Annotated in this window: 13 protein-coding genes; 3 read left to right on the top strand and 10 right to left on the bottom strand. The window is 73.2% G+C overall.

Annotation, left to right across the window (positions count from 1 at the left end; genetic code table 11):
* Positions 1-19 precede the first annotated feature (19 nt).
* Both ACFYUV_RS40365 and ACFYUV_RS40360 read left to right on the top strand, forming a co-directional pair.
* Complete coding sequence (locus ACFYUV_RS40365) at positions 20-1558, top strand: alpha/beta fold hydrolase (protein WP_387678752.1); 1539 nt, start codon at positions 20-22, stop codon at positions 1556-1558.
* A gap of 125 nt (positions 1559-1683) precedes the next feature.
* Positions 1684-2046: a cupin domain-containing protein gene (locus ACFYUV_RS40360; protein ID WP_352360762.1), complete on the top strand. Its 363-nt coding sequence runs from the start codon at positions 1684-1686 to the stop codon at positions 2044-2046.
* 27 nt (positions 2047-2073) lie between these two features.
* Here ACFYUV_RS40360 and ACFYUV_RS40355 read toward each other — a convergent pair whose 3' ends face one another.
* A complete protein-coding gene (locus ACFYUV_RS40355; protein ID WP_352330347.1) occupies positions 2074-2445 on the bottom strand; it encodes an STAS domain-containing protein in 372 nt (123 codons plus the stop codon).
* A gap of 250 nt (positions 2446-2695) precedes the next feature.
* Between ACFYUV_RS40355 and ACFYUV_RS40350 the strand changes: the two genes are divergently transcribed.
* Entirely contained in the window at positions 2696-3070 is a 375-nt protein-coding gene (locus ACFYUV_RS40350) for a hypothetical protein (protein WP_387678749.1), read from the top strand.
* Positions 3071-3105: 35 nt separating this feature from the next.
* On the opposite strand, the gene ACFYUV_RS40345 is transcribed toward ACFYUV_RS40350, so the two are convergent.
* The 9 genes from ACFYUV_RS40345 to ACFYUV_RS40305 form a co-directional block, all read right to left on the bottom strand.
* On the bottom strand, positions 3106-3714 hold the full coding sequence (locus tag ACFYUV_RS40345; protein ID WP_387678746.1) for a cysteine hydrolase family protein: 609 nt from the start codon (positions 3712-3714) through the stop codon (positions 3106-3108).
* Between the two features lie 70 nt (positions 3715-3784).
* Positions 3785-4768, bottom strand: coding sequence for a GlxA family transcriptional regulator (locus ACFYUV_RS40340; RefSeq protein WP_387678743.1), 984 nt, complete (start codon positions 4766-4768; stop codon positions 3785-3787).
* Positions 4769-4850: 82 nt separating this feature from the next.
* Positions 4851-6188, bottom strand: a complete 1338-nt coding sequence (locus ACFYUV_RS40335) for a PP2C family protein-serine/threonine phosphatase (RefSeq protein WP_387678740.1) — start codon at positions 6186-6188, stop codon at positions 4851-4853.
* A 107-nt stretch (positions 6189-6295) separates the two neighbouring features.
* Positions 6296-8596, bottom strand: coding sequence for a penicillin acylase family protein (locus tag ACFYUV_RS40330; protein WP_387678737.1), 2301 nt, complete (start codon positions 8594-8596; stop codon positions 6296-6298).
* A gap of 7 nt (positions 8597-8603) precedes the next feature.
* A complete protein-coding gene (locus tag ACFYUV_RS40325) occupies positions 8604-10823 on the bottom strand; it encodes an FtsX-like permease family protein (protein ID WP_387678734.1) in 2220 nt (739 codons plus the stop codon).
* Positions 10820-11500 carry an ABC transporter ATP-binding protein gene (locus ACFYUV_RS40320; protein WP_387678731.1) on the bottom strand — a complete coding sequence of 227 codons (681 nt, stop codon included), beginning with the start codon at positions 11498-11500 and terminating at the stop codon, positions 10820-10822. Before ACFYUV_RS40320 ends, ACFYUV_RS40325 begins: the two co-directional genes overlap by 4 nt.
* Complete coding sequence (locus ACFYUV_RS40315) at positions 11497-12027, bottom strand: PadR family transcriptional regulator (protein ID WP_352355886.1); 531 nt, start codon at positions 12025-12027, stop codon at positions 11497-11499. Before ACFYUV_RS40315 ends, ACFYUV_RS40320 begins: the two co-directional genes overlap by 4 nt.
* 65 nt (positions 12028-12092) lie before the next feature.
* On the bottom strand, positions 12093-12740 hold the full coding sequence (locus ACFYUV_RS40310) for a hypothetical protein (protein WP_387678728.1): 648 nt from the start codon (positions 12738-12740) through the stop codon (positions 12093-12095).
* Between the two features lie 112 nt (positions 12741-12852).
* The gene (locus ACFYUV_RS40305; protein WP_387678726.1) at positions 12853-15090 is read right to left on the bottom strand and encodes an immune inhibitor A domain-containing protein; all 2238 of its coding nucleotides are present in this window, start codon (positions 15088-15090) and stop codon (positions 12853-12855) included.
* Positions 15091-15153 lie beyond the last annotated feature (63 nt).

Genomic DNA, 15153 nt, shown 5'->3' with positions numbered 1-15153 from the left:
CGTTGATTGGAGCCCCATTTTGCGGAGAACACTCCCACTGTTCGCCACCGCCTTCGTGGCGCTGGCGGCGTTGATCCCGGTTCCGGCGGCGAACGCGGCGACGACCGCGACACCCGCCACCACCACGACGAACGCCATCACCTGGGCGCCCTGCGAGGAGGAGCCCAGCGCCGAGTGCGGCAAGCTGACCGTGCCCATCGACTGGGCGCAGCCGAGCGGGCCCTCGATCGACCTCGCGGTCGCGCGGCGCAAGGCCACCGACCCGGCCGCCAGGGTCGGCTCGCTGGTGATCAACCCCGGCGGTCCGGGCGGGTCCGGCGTGGAGGCCGTCTACGGCGCTCCCGGGTCCTACACCGAGGAACTGCAGCAGCGGTTCGACATCGTCGGTTTCGACCCGCGCGGCGTGGGCCGCAGCCACCCGGTCATCTGCTCGGCGTCGGTCTACAACCAGATGCCGCCGACCGTCATGCGCAGCCAGGCCGACTTCGACGCCTGGAACGCCTTCACCAAGAAGCTGCACCCGGACTGCCGGGCCCGTACCGGCCCGCTCTACGACCACGTGGACTCCGTCTCCGTGGCCCGTGACATGGACGCCCTCCGCGCCGCCCTCGGCGAGGAGAAGCTCACCTACTACGGCATCTCGTACGGCACGCTGATCGGCCAGATGTACGCCGAGCTGTTCCCCGGCCGCATCCGGGCGCTCGCCCTCGACAGCAACATGGACCACAGCCTCGGCGTGAAGGGCTTCTTCGCCACCGAGGCCCTGGCCGTCGAGGACGGCTTCGACCAGTTCGTCGGCTGGTGCGAGCAGGACACCAGTTGCGTGCTGAACGGTCGCGACATCCGCGCGATCTGGAAGAGCCTGCTGGACAAGGCCCGCCGCGGCGAGCTGGTCTACCCCAGCACCGGTCAGCGGATGACCGAGCTGCAGGTCATCTACAACGCCGCGCTGGGCAACGAGGGACCCGACTGGCGCACGCTGAGCGAAGTGATCAACTGGCTGAACGGCGGCCCGGCCCCCGAGTGGGTGCCGCCGCTGCCCGGCCGGGGCCCGGTGGAGGGCGACGTCGCCGAACTGCCGACCCGGATCCTCTGCCAGGACTACAACCTCAAGGTGAACAGCTACGCCGAGTACGCCGACCTCATGCGTACCGCCGGCCTGCTGGCGCCGGACACGAAGTACCACCCGTACCCGACCGACGACCTGCCCATCTGCCTCAACTCGGGCACCCCCGCCAACCCGCCGCACTCGCTGCGGTACACCGGCCAGGCCCCGCTGCTGCTCGGCAACTCGATCCACGACCCGGCCACGCCGTGGATCTGGGCGGCCAACGCCACCCGTCAGCTCGGCCCGAAGGCCGTGCTGCTCACGTACGAGGGCTGGGGTCACCGCATCTACGGCAAGGACAAGTGCCAGACCGACATCATCGACCAGTACCTCATCGACCTGAAGGTGCCGCCGCAGGGCACCCGCTGCGCCGTGGGCACGCCTGAGGAGACGCTCAAGAAGCAGACGAAGCGGGCGTGGCCGTCCGACTCGCTGCCCTGGGCCGGATAGTCCGCACGTCATGGGTACGGCCCCAACCGCGGGCCGTACCCATCCCCACAAAGGGATATTTGCCCTGGCCAACCCCTCGGTATGGACAATTCAGCGTAAGAAGGTAGCTGACGAGGGGGTGAGCCATGATTGAGGTCAAGAGCATCGACAAGCCCGACGAGCGGCGCGACTTCCCCAAGGGCCACCTGGAGATCTGCGAGCTGAGCGGCCTGACCTTCGGGGTCGCCACGTTCGAGCCGGGATGGCGTTGGTCGGAGTCCGTCAGGCCGATCGCCGGCACGTCGTCCTGCCAGGTGCATCACAACGGGTTCGTGGTCTCGGGCCGGATGCGCCTGCGCATGGACGACGGCACCGAGGCCGAGGCGGGACCGGGCGAGGTCTTCGTCTGCCCGCCCGGACACGACGCCTGGGTGGTCGGGGACGAACAGGTCGTCCTGTACGACTTCGCGGGCGGCGCCGCCGACTACGCCAAGGCGAGGAACGGCTGACGCCGCGCGCGCTCCGGACGGGCGCCGCTAGGCGGGCGCGTGCGTCCGTCTGGGAATGATCTCCTCCAGGGCCTCGGCGACGGTGGCGCGTACGCCGAGACGTCCTTCCAGGCCGGTGATGCGCATCAGTCTGGCCGGTTGCGGGGTCGGCGCGGCGACCATCACCGTCCGTCCCGTGGCGGTGATGCGTTTCCACGCGCCGATCAGCGCGCCGAGTCCGGCCGAATCCATGAAGCCGACGTCGGACAGGTCGATCAAGGTGACGGCGGCCGGCGTGCCGTCGAGATAGCCGGTCGCCCAATCCTCGATGGCGCCGGCGGTGTGCAGGTCAAGGTCCCCGGCCGGATGCAGCACGACCGTTTCTCCTGCGGAGTTGGCCAGGAGCCGGAAAGTGTCCACTTTCACTGCTATCACTTCCCTCCTTGCTCCGCTCTCCCCTGGTCATCGGCCGACAAACCCCGTGACCTGCCCGCCGGACGCAGCGCCGCTGCTCAATGCGGATTTTTTCGCGAAGCAATTAGCGGTGCTCCGCGCGGCCATTCCCGGCGCGAATGCGCGGCCATTTCTTCGACGCCCGGCGCACGCCCATACATAAGTAAAGAAATGCTGGGCAGCGGCAATGAAACGTGATCGCCGACGTTCGAGGAGAGTGAGAACCATGGTCCTGCTCGGCCTGCTGCTCATGGTCGCCGGGTCGGCCGCCGTCGTCGTCCTGTTCACCCAGACGACGACCACCGCCACCGCCGCGCTGACGCTGATGGGCGTCACCTTCCGGGTGGGCGACCTGGAGCTGTTCGCCGCGGGAGCCGCCACCGCGGCCGCGTTCATCTTCGGCGCCTTCCTGGTCGCCGCCGGGACGGGCCGCAGGCTGGCCCGCCGCCGCGAGCTGCGCCGCCTGCTGGCCGAGCGCACCGACGACCGGCCCGCCACCGAACAGCCCGCCACGGACCAGGACGAGCGCCGCACGGCGGACCGGCCCGCCGACCGTCTGGTGGCCGGCCGCCGCCGCCCGGCCACCGGCTGACCCCCGGCCCCCGGCCCCGGACGGGTGGACTCAGGTCAGGCAGGCAGGGCGTCGCTCGTGGGGACCACCAGGCCGAACAGGTCGCCGATGGTCGTCAGGGCGGCCTCGTGCAGCACGTCGGCGGGCAGCGGCGCGCCGCCGGGGCCGGCCAGTGTGCGGGTGGCGCAGGCGTCGGCGACGACCGTGGGCCGGTATCCCAGCCGGAAGGCCCCCTGGGCGGTGAAGGTGACGCACATGTGGGTCATGAACCCCGCCAGGACCAGGTCGGGCCCGGCCTCCATGCCCGCCAGGACGTCCTGGAGCTCGGTCTGGTGGAAGGCGTCGGGGAACGTCTTGACCACCACCGGCTCCCCGTCGCGCGGCGCGACCGGCGCGCTGATCGCCCCGATCTCGGCGCGGACGTCGTACGGGCTGCCGGGGCCGCCGTCGTTGACGACGTGCACGACGCGGGCCCCGGCGGCGCGGGCGCGCTCCAGCAGGCGGGCGCCGGCCGCGAGGGCCTGTCCGGCGTCCGGCAGGGCCATGACGCCGGTGCTGTAGGTGTTCTGGTAGTCGATCAGCACGAGGGTCGAGTCGGCCAGCCGGGCGGGCTCGGCCGGCAGGCCGACGACCTGGCGCAGGGTGGGCGAGACGGTGCTGCTCATGGCAGGGGATTCCTTTCGGCAGGCTCGCGCCGCCGCCCGGCTCGGACGGCGTACGCGGGGAGAGAGGGGATCAGGCCACCGTGCGGAAACGGCGGCGGTAGGTGCCGGGGCCGGTGCCCAGACGGCGGCGGAAGGCCCGGTGCAGGGTCTCCACCGAGCCGAGCCCGCTGTCGGCGGCCACCCGGGGCAGCGGCAGGTCGGTGGTCTCCAGCAGCCGGCGCGCCATCTCGACGCGCGCCGACTCGACGTACGCGGCCGGGGTGAAGCCGGTCTGCTGCCGGAACACCCGGGTGAACTGACGCTGGCTCAGCCCCATCCGCGCCGCCAGCTCGACCGTGGTCAGCTCCTCGGCGAGGTGCTCGGCGATCCACAGGCGCAGGTCGTCGATGTCGCGGCGGCCCGAGGCGGCCCGGGTCAGCGGGACGCTGAACTGGCTCTGGCCGCCCTGGCGCTTGAGATAGACGACCAGTTCGCGGGCCACCGCGAGGGCCGTCTCCTCGCCGTGGTCCTCGGCCACCAGCGCGAGGGTCAGGTCGAGGCAGGCGCTGATGCCCGCGCCTGTCCAGATCCGGCCGCTGGAGCGCAGGAAGATCGGGTCGGGGTCCACGGTGACCCTGGGGTGGTCGGCGGCCAGTTGCCCGGCCGTGGACCAGTGGGTGGTGGCGGTCAGGCCGTCCAGCAGGCCGGCCTCGGCCAGGATGTGCGCGCCGACGCACACCGAGGCCACCCGGCGGGCGCCCGGAGCGGTCCGCCGTACCCAGGCGACCACCTCGGCGTCCGTCAGGGCGCGGGGCCCGTCGGGCGTGACGGTCACCGCGCCGGGCACCACCAGGGTGTCCACCTGGTCGCCGACCTGGTCGAACGTCAGATCGGCGACCAGCCGCACCCCGGCGGACGTGGTGACCTGGCCGCCCTGGGGCCCGGCCAGCCGCACGTCGTACAGAGCGCGACCGGCGACCCGGTTGGCCAGGGCGAACACCTCGGCCGGGCCGGTGACGTCGAGCAGGTCGACGTCCGGGAAGAGCGCGATGACGACGCGGTGGGCAGCGGGCATGACCCGATTCTCACCGAACTGGCGGAATGTCCGCAACGACAGTTATCTGGCACATCTGGCCATCGGCAGGCGACGAGGCCGGTCAGCCGGCGTGCAGGTCTGCCGGTTCGCCGAGCCGCAGGGCCAGCAGCGCGACGTCGTCGGTGAAGCGGTCGCCCCGGTGGACGAGCAGCAGCTCGCACATCTCCTCCAGGGGCAGGTGGCGCAGCCGGGAGGCGGTGCGGACCAGGCTCTCCATGCCCCGGTCGAGGCCGTGCGCGGGGTCCTCGACGAGCCCGTCGGTGTAGAGCAGCAGCGTGGACCCGGCCGGGATGACCTGCTCGTGGTCGGGCCGCGGCAGATCGGGGGTGACGCCGAGCGGGTGGCCGCCCTCGGCCCGCAGGTAGCGGGCGGGACCGTCGACGGGGAGCAGCAGCGGGGGCAGGTGCCCGGCGGTGGCCCACCTCAGCCGCCAGTCGGTGCCGCCGTACTCCTCCAGGCGGGCCAGCAGCACCGTCGCCATCGGGCCGCCGTGCAGGGCGTGCAGGATCTCGTCGAGGCGGCGCAGGATGCGGGACGGCGGCTCGCAGTGCTCGTAGGCGAGCACCCGCAGCATGTTGCTGATCTGGCTCATGACGGTGGCCGAGCGCAGGTCGTGGCCCATCACGTCGCCGACCATCAGGCAGGGCACGCCGTCGGGCAGGACGATCGCGTCGTACCAGTCGCCGCCGATGCGCGGGACGGTGCTGGAGGGCAGGTAGCGGGCGCAGGCCCACAGGCCGTTCAGGTCGGGCAGCGACGGGAGCAGGCTGCGCTGGAACTCCTCGGTGTTGCGGCGGATGCGCTCGTAGAGGCGGGCGTTCTCGATGGCGACGCCGGCCGCGCTGGCCAGCGCCGCGACGATCCGCTCGTCGTCGCCGGTGAACGGCAGGCCCGACCGTTTGTCGGCGAAGTACAGGTTGCCGTACACGGTGCCGCGGACCAGGATCGGCGTGCCCAGCAGGGTGCGCATCACCGGATGGCCGGCAGGGTATTCGCGGAAGCTGGGGTGGGCGAGCACGTCGTCCACGCGCAGCGGCCTCGGCCGGGCCATCAGCTCCTGGAGCAGGCCGTGGCTGGTCGGCAGGCGGCCGATGGCCTCGTACACGTCTTCGGAGACGCCGTAGGTGAACAGGTCGGCGAACTCGCCCTCGTCGTTGAGCACGCCGAGGGCGCCGTACCGGGCGTCCACCAGGTCGGCCGAGACCTCCACGATCGTGCGGAGGGCGGCGTTCAGCTCCAGCTCGGAACTGATCGCGAGGACCGCCTCCAGCAGCCGCGCCATCCGGCCGTGCAGATCCTCGATCTGCGTCAGGCTCGCCTGCAGCCGCCGGAGCTTCTCGGCGCCGAACGGCCCCAGGTCCCCGCCGTACGCGCCGCCCTCCGGCCGCTGTCCGCCCACCCCACCCCCCGAGATGCCCTCGCCCAGGTCATGCCCCCGGTCACCGGCATGACACCTGGTCACGGGCAGGGCGGGAGACGGCTCAACGCGCCTCGGCGGGCTGGGCGTCAGCCGCTCACGGTGGTGACGTTCAGCTGCGGGGCGCTGCGGAGCTCGGCGTCGGTGAAGCGTTCCGTGACCCAGCCTCCCCGGGAGAACAGGGCGGTCTGGTCGGTGTGGTGGGGGGAGTTCGGGTTGGCGGACAGGGAGTAGGTCAGGACGGTGCGGGTGCGCGGCCCGTCCGGGGTGAGCTCGACGGCCATCATGAAGCTGGAGCCGGTGTTCACATCGGGGTAGCGCCCGTCCTTGCCGAGCGGGCCGGAGTTGCGGACGCGGTCGAAGCAGCCCTCCCCCTCGGTGCAGCCGGGGATCGGGACCGACGCGTAGTGCTGGGCCTGGCCGGTGGTCAGGGTCAGGGGCAGGCGGTTGTCGCGGAAGAACAGCACGGCGTCGGCCAGGGCGCGCCGCACGCCGGGGTCGTCCCGCTTGAGGCCGCGCGGCGTGGTGAGGGGCTGAGCCGGGTCGAACGGCACCCGCCACCAGCTCTGCGGCGGCTCCCCGGGCTTGACCGGGGCCTGGAGCCCGTCGAAGAACCGCCGCCACAGCACGGCCCCCTCGCCGTCCAGGGTGGCGCGTCCGTCCCAGCGGGTCAGGGTCCGGCAGGCGTCCCGTACGTCGACCCGCTCCCCCGAGGAGGCCCGCAGCTCGCGATGCTCCCGGCACAGCGCCTTCAGGTCCGGACGCATGAGCTCGAAGCCGTAGTTGCGCTTGCTCCGCGCGGTGGCCTGGAGCGTCTCCAGGGTGAAGCCGGGTGCGCCGAGCCCGTCGGCGCCCTTGAGCCGCCGGTCGATCATGTCCAGGCCGACCCGCGGCCGCAGCTCCACGTCGGTCCGTACGGCGCCCCAGACCTGGTCGTAGCCGGTCAGCGGCGCGGCCGGGTTCGTCATCCACGGGCTGTTGTTGGAGTTGGCGACGTAGTCGGCGCGGGTCAGGCGGGGCTGGTTGCGGGGGCCGAAGATGCCCGGCACGACCGCGTCGGCGTCCTTGCCCCACAGGCACGCCGAGGTAGAGCCGTCCAGGACGAACGCGTCGATCGACGGGTCGGGCGACGGCTTGGCGCACCGGCGGGCCTGGGCGTCGGTGACGTGCGGGACGACGGAGGCGTCGGCGAAGGACGCCGTCCCCCCGACGTCCGTGGCCAGCGTGTAGACGAACGGCAGGCCCTGGTGGGCGTCCTGGGCGGCGCGCAGCCCGCGCAGGTCGCCGGCCTTGGCCATCGCCAGCCACTCGTCGGCCGCCCGCAGGTTGGCGGCGTTGACGTCGGCCAGCGCGTACGCGTACTCGGCGCCGCGCCCGGCGGCCAGCACCGGGCCGTAGCGGGAGGTGAACAGGGTGCGCGAGACGAGGGTGCCGTCCTGGAGCGGCACCACGACCTCCTGGCGGCCCATCGGCTCGGGCCGGCCGTCGACCAGGTAGGTGGTGGGGTCGCCCTGGGCCAGTTCGAGCCGGTAGAGGGTGAACCGCTGGGCGTGGGAGACGGTGTGGGTCCAGGCGACGGTCCTGTTGTGGCCGATCTGCACGACGGGGGTGCCGTACAGGCTGCCGCCGGCGACGTCGAGCACGCCGGGGATGGTGAGCTGCACCTGGTAGAAGCGGCGGACGCCGTTCCACGGGAAGTGCGGGTCGGCCAGCAGCATGCCGTGGCCGTCGCGGGTGGCCTCGCGGCCCAGCGCCCAGCCGTTGCTGCCGGGGGCGCGGCGCGGGCCGTCGTCCCCGTCGTCGCCGCCGACGATGGCCTCCTTGAGCGCGGAGCTGCCCGACATGCGGCCGAGGTCGAGGAGGTTGGCCCAGACGTCCTCGGCGGTGATCGGGCCGACCCACGACTTTCCGCGGCAGGTGGGGTCGGGCAGGTTGGCCACGCCGGTGTCGTCGAGGTAGCGGTTGTAGCCGGCTACGTACCCGTCGACCAGTTCGCGCAGCTCCGCGCTCGGCCCGATGGGGGCGGGCCGGGCCAGCAGCCGCCGGACGACGCCGGAGTCGGCGACGCTGCGGTGGTAGAGGTCGCTGGTGAGGTTGGCGACCGGGCGCACCGGGTCGTCGGACCGGGCCTGCGGGCCGAAGTGGCGGGATCGTTCGCCGCGCAACGTCACCACCCACGAGGCCAGCACGCACAGGTTGTCCTGGGCGAAGGCGTACCCGTAGCCGAAGCCGAGGCCGCCGTGGTCCTTGGCGGACACGTGCGGGATGCCGTACTCGGTGCGCCGGATCTCGGCCGACCAGCGGCCTTCGGCGGCCACGGCCGGCGGGGCCGTGAGCAGGCCGGCGACCAGCGCGAGCACGATCGCCGCGCAGGGCTTTCGCAGCTTCATGTGGCTCCTATTCGAAACGCGCGTTGTCGGGCGAGGTCATGCGCCGCAGCAGCGGCAGGACGGTCGAGATCACCAGCAGGGACGCGACCAGCCCGCCGCCGACGCCGGCGAACCAGGCAGGCCCCGGCATCGCCAGGGAGGCCCCCTTCATGGCGAGGGCGTCGATGAACGGCGCCGCCACCCCGAACCCGGCCCCGGCCGCCACGACGGCCGCCAGGACGAGCGGCAACGCCGACTCCAGCAGCACGACCGCGCCCAGGGTGCGGCCGGGCGTGCCGGCCAGCCGCAGCAGCGTGAACGGCTGACGGCGTTCCACCAGCCCGCCGCCGACCGCCACCAGCAGGCTGCAGCCGCCGGCGAGCAGGGTCAGCGCGACCATGGCCAGCGCGATGTTCTCGGCCTGCGTGTAGAGCGCCGCCCGGACCTGGGCGACCTCGTCGAACGTCATCGGCGGGCCGGTGCTCCGCCCGGCCAGCAGGGTGCGGATCTCCTCCAGGGTCGCCGGGTCGGCCATGGTGACCAGCACGGAGGACAGGTTGAGCCCGTCGGCGGAGACGGGTTCGCTGTCCGGCCCGGCGAGGGGGATCAGCTTGTCGATGGTGAGCGGGTTGTCGGCCTCCACCACTCGGTCGAACCGTCCGGCGACCGCCCGCGCGCCCGGCGGGCACTGCCCGAGCGCCGGGAAGCGGGCCAGGTCGGCGCACTCGACGATCGCCCGGGGCGGCGGCGGCCGCTCGGGGTCGATCACCCGGTTCTCCTCCTCCTTCGCGGCGTGGATCGGCAGCACGGCGACGCCCGGGTAGGCGCGCAGCCGGGCCACCAGCTCGGCCCCGGCCCGCGGCGACAACCCGCCTCCGCCGAGGTCGCCGAGCGGGGCGCGCAACACGCCGGACAGCGTGCCGCCGGCCACCGCCCGCTGGCCGTCCACCACGGCGGGCACGATCCCGGCGATCGCCGTCCCGATGAACACCGCGAGGACGAGCCCGCTCACCGACCTGAAGGCGGCCTTCGGGTCGGCGGCCAGCCGCCGGGCGGCCAGCAGCGTCGCCGCTCCGCCGGTCAGCCGGGCGGCCAGGCGGGCGGCCAGCATCGTCAGCCAGGGGCCGGCCAGGATCAGCCCGATCATGATCAGCGCCAGGCCCGCCGAGGCCGGCCCGGCGTTCGGTTTGCGGTCGTCGGTCTGGAACATCGGCACCGCGAACAGCGCCAGCCCGGCCAGCAGCGGGATCGCCCGCCAGGCGCGCGGCGGCCGTGGGGCGCCCTTCCTGAGCGCGCCCAGCGGCGAGATCCGGACCCGGCGCAGCGACCACAGCGCGCTCGCCCCCGCCAGCAGCGGGACGCCGGCGAGCACGGCCGCGTACTGCCAGGCGGCCGGGGTCACCGTGTCGGGGAAGAACCGGGAGCCGGTGACGCGGACGGCGGCGACGGCCGGACGTACCAGGAGGAAGAGCACGATCCCGGCGAGGGCGCCGGTCAGCGCGCCGAGCGCGGAGTCCACCGCGGCGAACAGGTTGACCTGCCGGGACGTGCCGCCCACCAGCCGGATCGCGGCGAAGCGGGCCTCGCGGCGGGCGGCGGCCAGCCGGGTGGCGGTGTTGACCAGCACCAGCAGCGGCAGCAGCAGCCCGACGGCCGCGATCGCGAACCCGAAGTCGTAGATGTCGGCGTCGCCGTCGACGGCGGGCTCGTCGGCCGTCGTGTCGACCTGCCGGGTGCCGAGCAGGGCGGCGACCTGCTCGGGCGTGCGGCCGATCACGATGGTCAGGTCCTCGGGGCCGGTGAGCGCGGCGCGGCCGATCGTCCCGGCCCTCGTGCCGGGGAAACGGTCGGCGAGCTGCGCGCGCGGCGCCGAGTCCAGCAGTTCGGCCAGCGCCGGGGAGACGTAGTACTGGCCGGGCGCGGGCATGCGGGACAGCCCGGGGACGACGGGAGCCCGGCCGCCGAGCGCGGCGGCGTCGAGCCGCCTGATCGGGCGTCCGGCGTAGTAGTCCTCGTGGTAGTTCCACAGGGCGCCGGTGGCGGTGGCGTCGAGGGCCCAGCCGCTGGGCGCGGTGCCGCGGGTGCACTCCCAGCAGGTGCGCTCGCCGGCCGTCTGGAAGGCGTTGAACAGGGAGAGCGTGGCCAGCAGCACCGCCACGCCGACCGCCACGCCGGCGACGATCAGCGCGAGCCGGGCGGCCGCCTCCCTGCCTCCGGCCAGCGACAGCCGCAGGCCGAGGGCGATCACCGTGCGACCTGACCGGCGAAGGGGTCGGTGAGCCGGCCGTCGCGGACGATGACCTCCCGGTCGGCGCAGGAGGCGACGCGGGCGTCGTGGGTCACCACGAGCACGGTCGTGCCCTCCTCGCGCGCCAGGCCGACCAGCAGTTCCATGACGTGCTCGCCGGTCAGCGAGTCGAGCGAGCCGGTCGGCTCGTCGGCGAACAGCACCCGCGGCCCGGTCGCCAGCGCCCTGGCGATCGCCACCCGCTGCGCCTGCCCGCCGGACAGCTCGCCGATGCGCCGCCCGCCCAGCTCGGCCAGCTCCAGCCGCTCCAGCCAGCCCGCCGCCCGCCGGTACGCCTCCTTGCGCCCGGTACGCGCGAGCAGCAGCGGCAGGGCGACGTTGTCGGCCGCGGTGAGCTCCGGCACGAGCTGCCCGAACTGGAACACGAAGCCGAACGCGGTGCGCCGCAGCCGGGTGCGCCGGTCGTCGCTCATGGTGTCCAGGCGGCTGCCGTCGAACCACACCTCGCCGCTGTCGGGGGTGAAGATCCCGGCCAGGCAGTGCAGCAGCGTCGACTTGCCCGAGCCGCTGGGGCCCATGACCGCCACGATCTCCCCCGCCGCCACCTCCAGGCTCGCCTCCCGCAGCGCCGGGGTGCGACCGAAGGAGCGGCTGACCCCGCGGGCCTCCAGGATCACGACGACCCCCGCACCAGCTCGGCCAGCGCGTCCAGCCGCGCCTGGGTGACGTCGATCCAGCGCAGGTCGGCTTCCAGGTGGAACATGCCGTGGTCGGCCAGCAGCGCGTCGGCCAGCGAGTCCCCCCGCTTGATCTGCGCGAACTCGCGCATGCGCCGCAGGTGGGTGGCGCGCTGGAGGTCGAGGTAGGCCGCCGCGTCGCGGCCCAGCATCAGCGCCAGCACGACCTTGGTGAACAGCACGGTCTGCAGGTACGGCTCGGCCGCGACCGGCTCGCTCAGCCACGCCTCGACCTCACGCGCGCCGATGGGGGTGATGGCGTAGCGCTTGCGCTCGGGGCCGTCGCCGGGCTCGCTCTCCCCGGCGGTGACCTTGCCGTCCCTGGCCAGCCGGCCGAGGGTGGAGTACACCTGGCCGAAGGGCAGTGACTTGCCGCGGCCGAAGTAGGTGTCGTAGTCGCGCTTCAGGTCGTAGCCGTGGCTCGGCTCCCGCTCAAGGAGGCCGAGCAGCGCAAGAGGGACGCTCATGCCCCCGCACTATATACCGAGGGTATATACGGGGGGCATAACCGCGTGAATTGGGCCGGCGTCCCTCAGGAGGTGGCGCTGGGTGACGGCGTCGGCTGGTGGTCGCCGTGCCGGGGGCCGCCCATGTCGCCATCCCTGTCGCCCCAGTGGTCGTCGCCGTGGGGGTGCCGGCCGCGGCCGTCGCGGGCGGTCACGTCGTGGACGGTGACGGCGGTGGCCGTGCCGCCGGTGACCTTGGCGCCGACCATGACCTTCTGGCCGCTCTTGATCGCGTCGATGCCCTGGTCGCGGTTGACCCGGGTGTCGGCGTTGACGGCGTACTGCTTGGTGTAGCCGTCCTCGCTCTTGACCGTGACGGAGTCCTGGCCGACGGCGGTGACCTCGCCGTACTGGGTGGCCACCGTCACGTACGCGCCCTGCCCGTCGGGGACGACGAACTCCCCGTGGACGGGCGGGCCGCCGAACCCGCGCCCCCAGCCGCGTCCCTTGTCGGACGGTGAGCCCGACGGGACGGCCGACGGGCTCGCGGCGGACGGTGGCGTCCCGGTGGGCGACGGCGCTGGCGAGAGCGCCGAGGCGGCGGCCACGCCGGCGCCGGTGGCCAGGACGACCGCGGTGGTCGCGGCGAGCAGTACGGAGCGCGGGAATCGGCGCCTGGGCGGTTCGTTCTCCAGGGTCTCCGCCTTGCCGAATCCGTCAGGCCCAGAGGTCATGATCTTTCCTCTCCATGGGAGACAACACCACAACCCTGCCCAGAACCACCTAAAACGGTCGTAAACGCCCATCGACCTGCGGCCCGCGCCCCCGCGCGGGCCGCAGGTGCCGCTAGGACGCCGAGACGCGCACCAGGGCGCGGTCCCCGTCACGCAGGACGGCGATCCGGGTGCCGGTGTCCGGCACCTTCACGCCGAGCTGCGGCAGATCGGGGTGCCAGTAGACGCCACGGTGGTCGTCGAACACCGGCACGCCCGGACGCGCCGGGAACACGGCGGGCACGCCCGCCGAGTGCAGCCGCAGCCGGTCCGTGCGCGCGTTGCCGAACGGCGCGTCGAACACCTGCAGCCGCGCCCCGGCCGCCGCCCCGCTGGCCCAGCGCAGCGGCTCGGGCCGGGCGTCGACGGGCAGGATCATGCCCTCGCCGGGGTGGTCGCGGGTGGTGTTGTCGCCGTACCAGGCGTCCCAGAGCCAGATGAGCACGCCCTGCTGGTACGGGTAGTGCTCGACCCGCTGGCTGCCGGTCCACCCGAAGTTGTACGGCCCGGTCCGCAGGTAGGCGTTGTACCCGGTGTAGCGCCGGTTCTCGGCGAGGTAGGCCCGGGAGAAGCGCTGCACGCCCACCTCGCCGCTGCGGGCGAAGCCCACCGCCGTCCACTCGCCCTCGCCCTGCTCGACGTCGTCGGCGAACACCCCGGGCACCTGGACGTCGTCCAGCCGGAAGCCTGACTCGGAGGTGTTGGAGTCGGTCGAGTAGCGGAAGCGGAACCAGATCCTGCCGCCCGCGTACGGGCTCAGGTCGTAGGCGATCTCCCGCCAGTCCGAGCCTCCGGTGAGCGGCTGCCCGACCGGCGTCCAGGCCGCGCCGTCGCGGGAGACCTCGGCGTACAGGAAGTCGTAGCCCTGCTCGATCGCGTAGGCCGCGTGCGCCTTGAGCGTCGGCTCCGTGGCCCGGGAGAGGTCGATCTGCCGGGTGAGCGTCTGCTCAAGGTTGTCGCCCTTGCCGCTCCACCACTGCCACTCCCCCTGGTACGGCCTGCCCAGCGGAGTGCTGATCTCGCGCGCCGGCAGGTCCACCACGAGCGCCTGCGGATCCCGGGTGTTGTAGGAGCCGACGCCGAGGGTGTGCGTGGAGGGAGTGGCCGCGCGCGCCCGGTCGTAGGCCAGCCAGCCGAGCTGGAGCTTGCTCCAGGCGTCCAGGTCGCCGGCGTACTCGCCGAGCGGGCCGGTCCGCGAGCTCAGGTAGGAGCCGGACGACATCAGCGACCAGAAGTTGACCGAGTTGTCCCCGCCGCCCGCGTACAGGTCCGGCAGGCCGAGGTCGTGGCCGAACTCGTGGGCGGTCAGGCCGACGCCGCTGTTCTCGCCGACCGTCAGGTAGTCGCCGACCCAGATGCCGGTGTCGCCGATCTGGGTGCCGCCGTTGCGGTTGCCCTCGGGGCCGGCCTGGCCGCGCTCGGGCCAGTAGGCGAAGTAGCGGTGGGCCCAGACGGCGTCCGCGCCCTGCGCGCCGCCGCCCCAGGTCTCGTCCACGCCGGCGTGCACGACCTGGTAGTGGTCCAGGTAGCCGTCGGGCTCGTCGAAGTCGCCGTCGTTGTCGTGGTCGTAGCGGTCCCAGACGTCATACTTGGCCAGTTCGGCGCGGATCTGCTCCACCGTCCTGCCCTTGGCCTTCTCGGCCTCGTACCAGGCGTTGGCCGAGTCGCGTACCAGGTCCCAGTTGTTCCAGCAGATGCCGCCCTCCTCGGGGGCGCACCGGTCGCTGCCGTAGCGGGCCTCGTTGTACGGCACGCGTACCCAGTCGCTGACGTAGCCGTCGAGGTCGTAGCGGCCGGAGGACTGGAGGCGGTAGTAGTCGCGCAGGGAGTTGCCGCCGGTCGCGAAGTAGGACTTCGCGTAGGAGGCGCGGTCGAAGTCCGGGCGCCAGAGGGTGTGGTTGTCGTCGGTGCCGCGCGGGTCGGGGATGGCGTTGTGGCGGGGGCCCGGCTGTCCGCCGTACTTGATCTGGCCGTCGATCTTCGTCTCGTTGTCCACCTTGTCGCCGAACTCGGCCAGGACGACGAAGACCTGGTCCTTGCGCTCCTGGGCGAGCTCGACGTAGCGGTGGCCGACCTTGGCCGAGCGGCCGGGCCGCGCCTTGGCCGCCGTCGCGTCCGGGGATAAGACGCCTTCGACGGCCTGCCTGCGCAGCGCCGCCTGCTCGCGTTGCTGCGGGCTGAGCGGGGAGATCTCCCTGCTCACCTTCTTCGCGGGCGGCGCCGCGGTCTCCGCCGCCGCTGCGGAGACGGAAGGGACGCCGAGCGCGGCGATCGCCAGGAGGGCGGCCGCCGCGGAGAGAGTGATTCGCATGGCATGTAACATGTCACACTCCAAGTCTCCCGTCTCTACCTCCGGCCGATCTTCCGGGACGCG

The organism is Nonomuraea sp. NPDC003560, from assembly GCF_042878785.1.
GTDB lineage: Bacteria > Actinomycetota > Actinomycetes > Streptosporangiales > Streptosporangiaceae > Nonomuraea.
This window is presented reverse-complemented; position numbering and strand designations above follow the sequence as displayed.

Coding starts and splice junctions, on each gene's coding strand:
- ACFYUV_RS40340 (WP_387678743.1), bottom strand. CDS start 4,768: ATGCCCGCTGCCCACCGCGTCGTCATCGCGCTCTTCCCGGACGTCGAC.
- ACFYUV_RS40360 (WP_352360762.1), top strand. CDS start 1,684: ATGATTGAGGTCAAGAGCATCGACAAGCCCGACGAGCGGCGCGACTTC.
- ACFYUV_RS40330 (WP_387678737.1), bottom strand. CDS start 8,596: ATGAAGCTGCGAAAGCCCTGCGCGGCGATCGTGCTCGCGCTGGTCGCC.
- ACFYUV_RS40315 (WP_352355886.1), bottom strand. CDS start 12,027: ATGAGCGTCCCTCTTGCGCTGCTCGGCCTCCTTGAGCGGGAGCCGAGC.
- ACFYUV_RS40345 (WP_387678746.1), bottom strand. CDS start 3,714: ATGAGCAGCACCGTCTCGCCCACCCTGCGCCAGGTCGTCGGCCTGCCG.
- ACFYUV_RS40305 (WP_387678726.1), bottom strand. CDS start 15,090: ATGCGAATCACTCTCTCCGCGGCGGCCGCCCTCCTGGCGATCGCCGCG.
- ACFYUV_RS40310 (WP_387678728.1), bottom strand. CDS start 12,740: ATGACCTCTGGGCCTGACGGATTCGGCAAGGCGGAGACCCTGGAGAAC.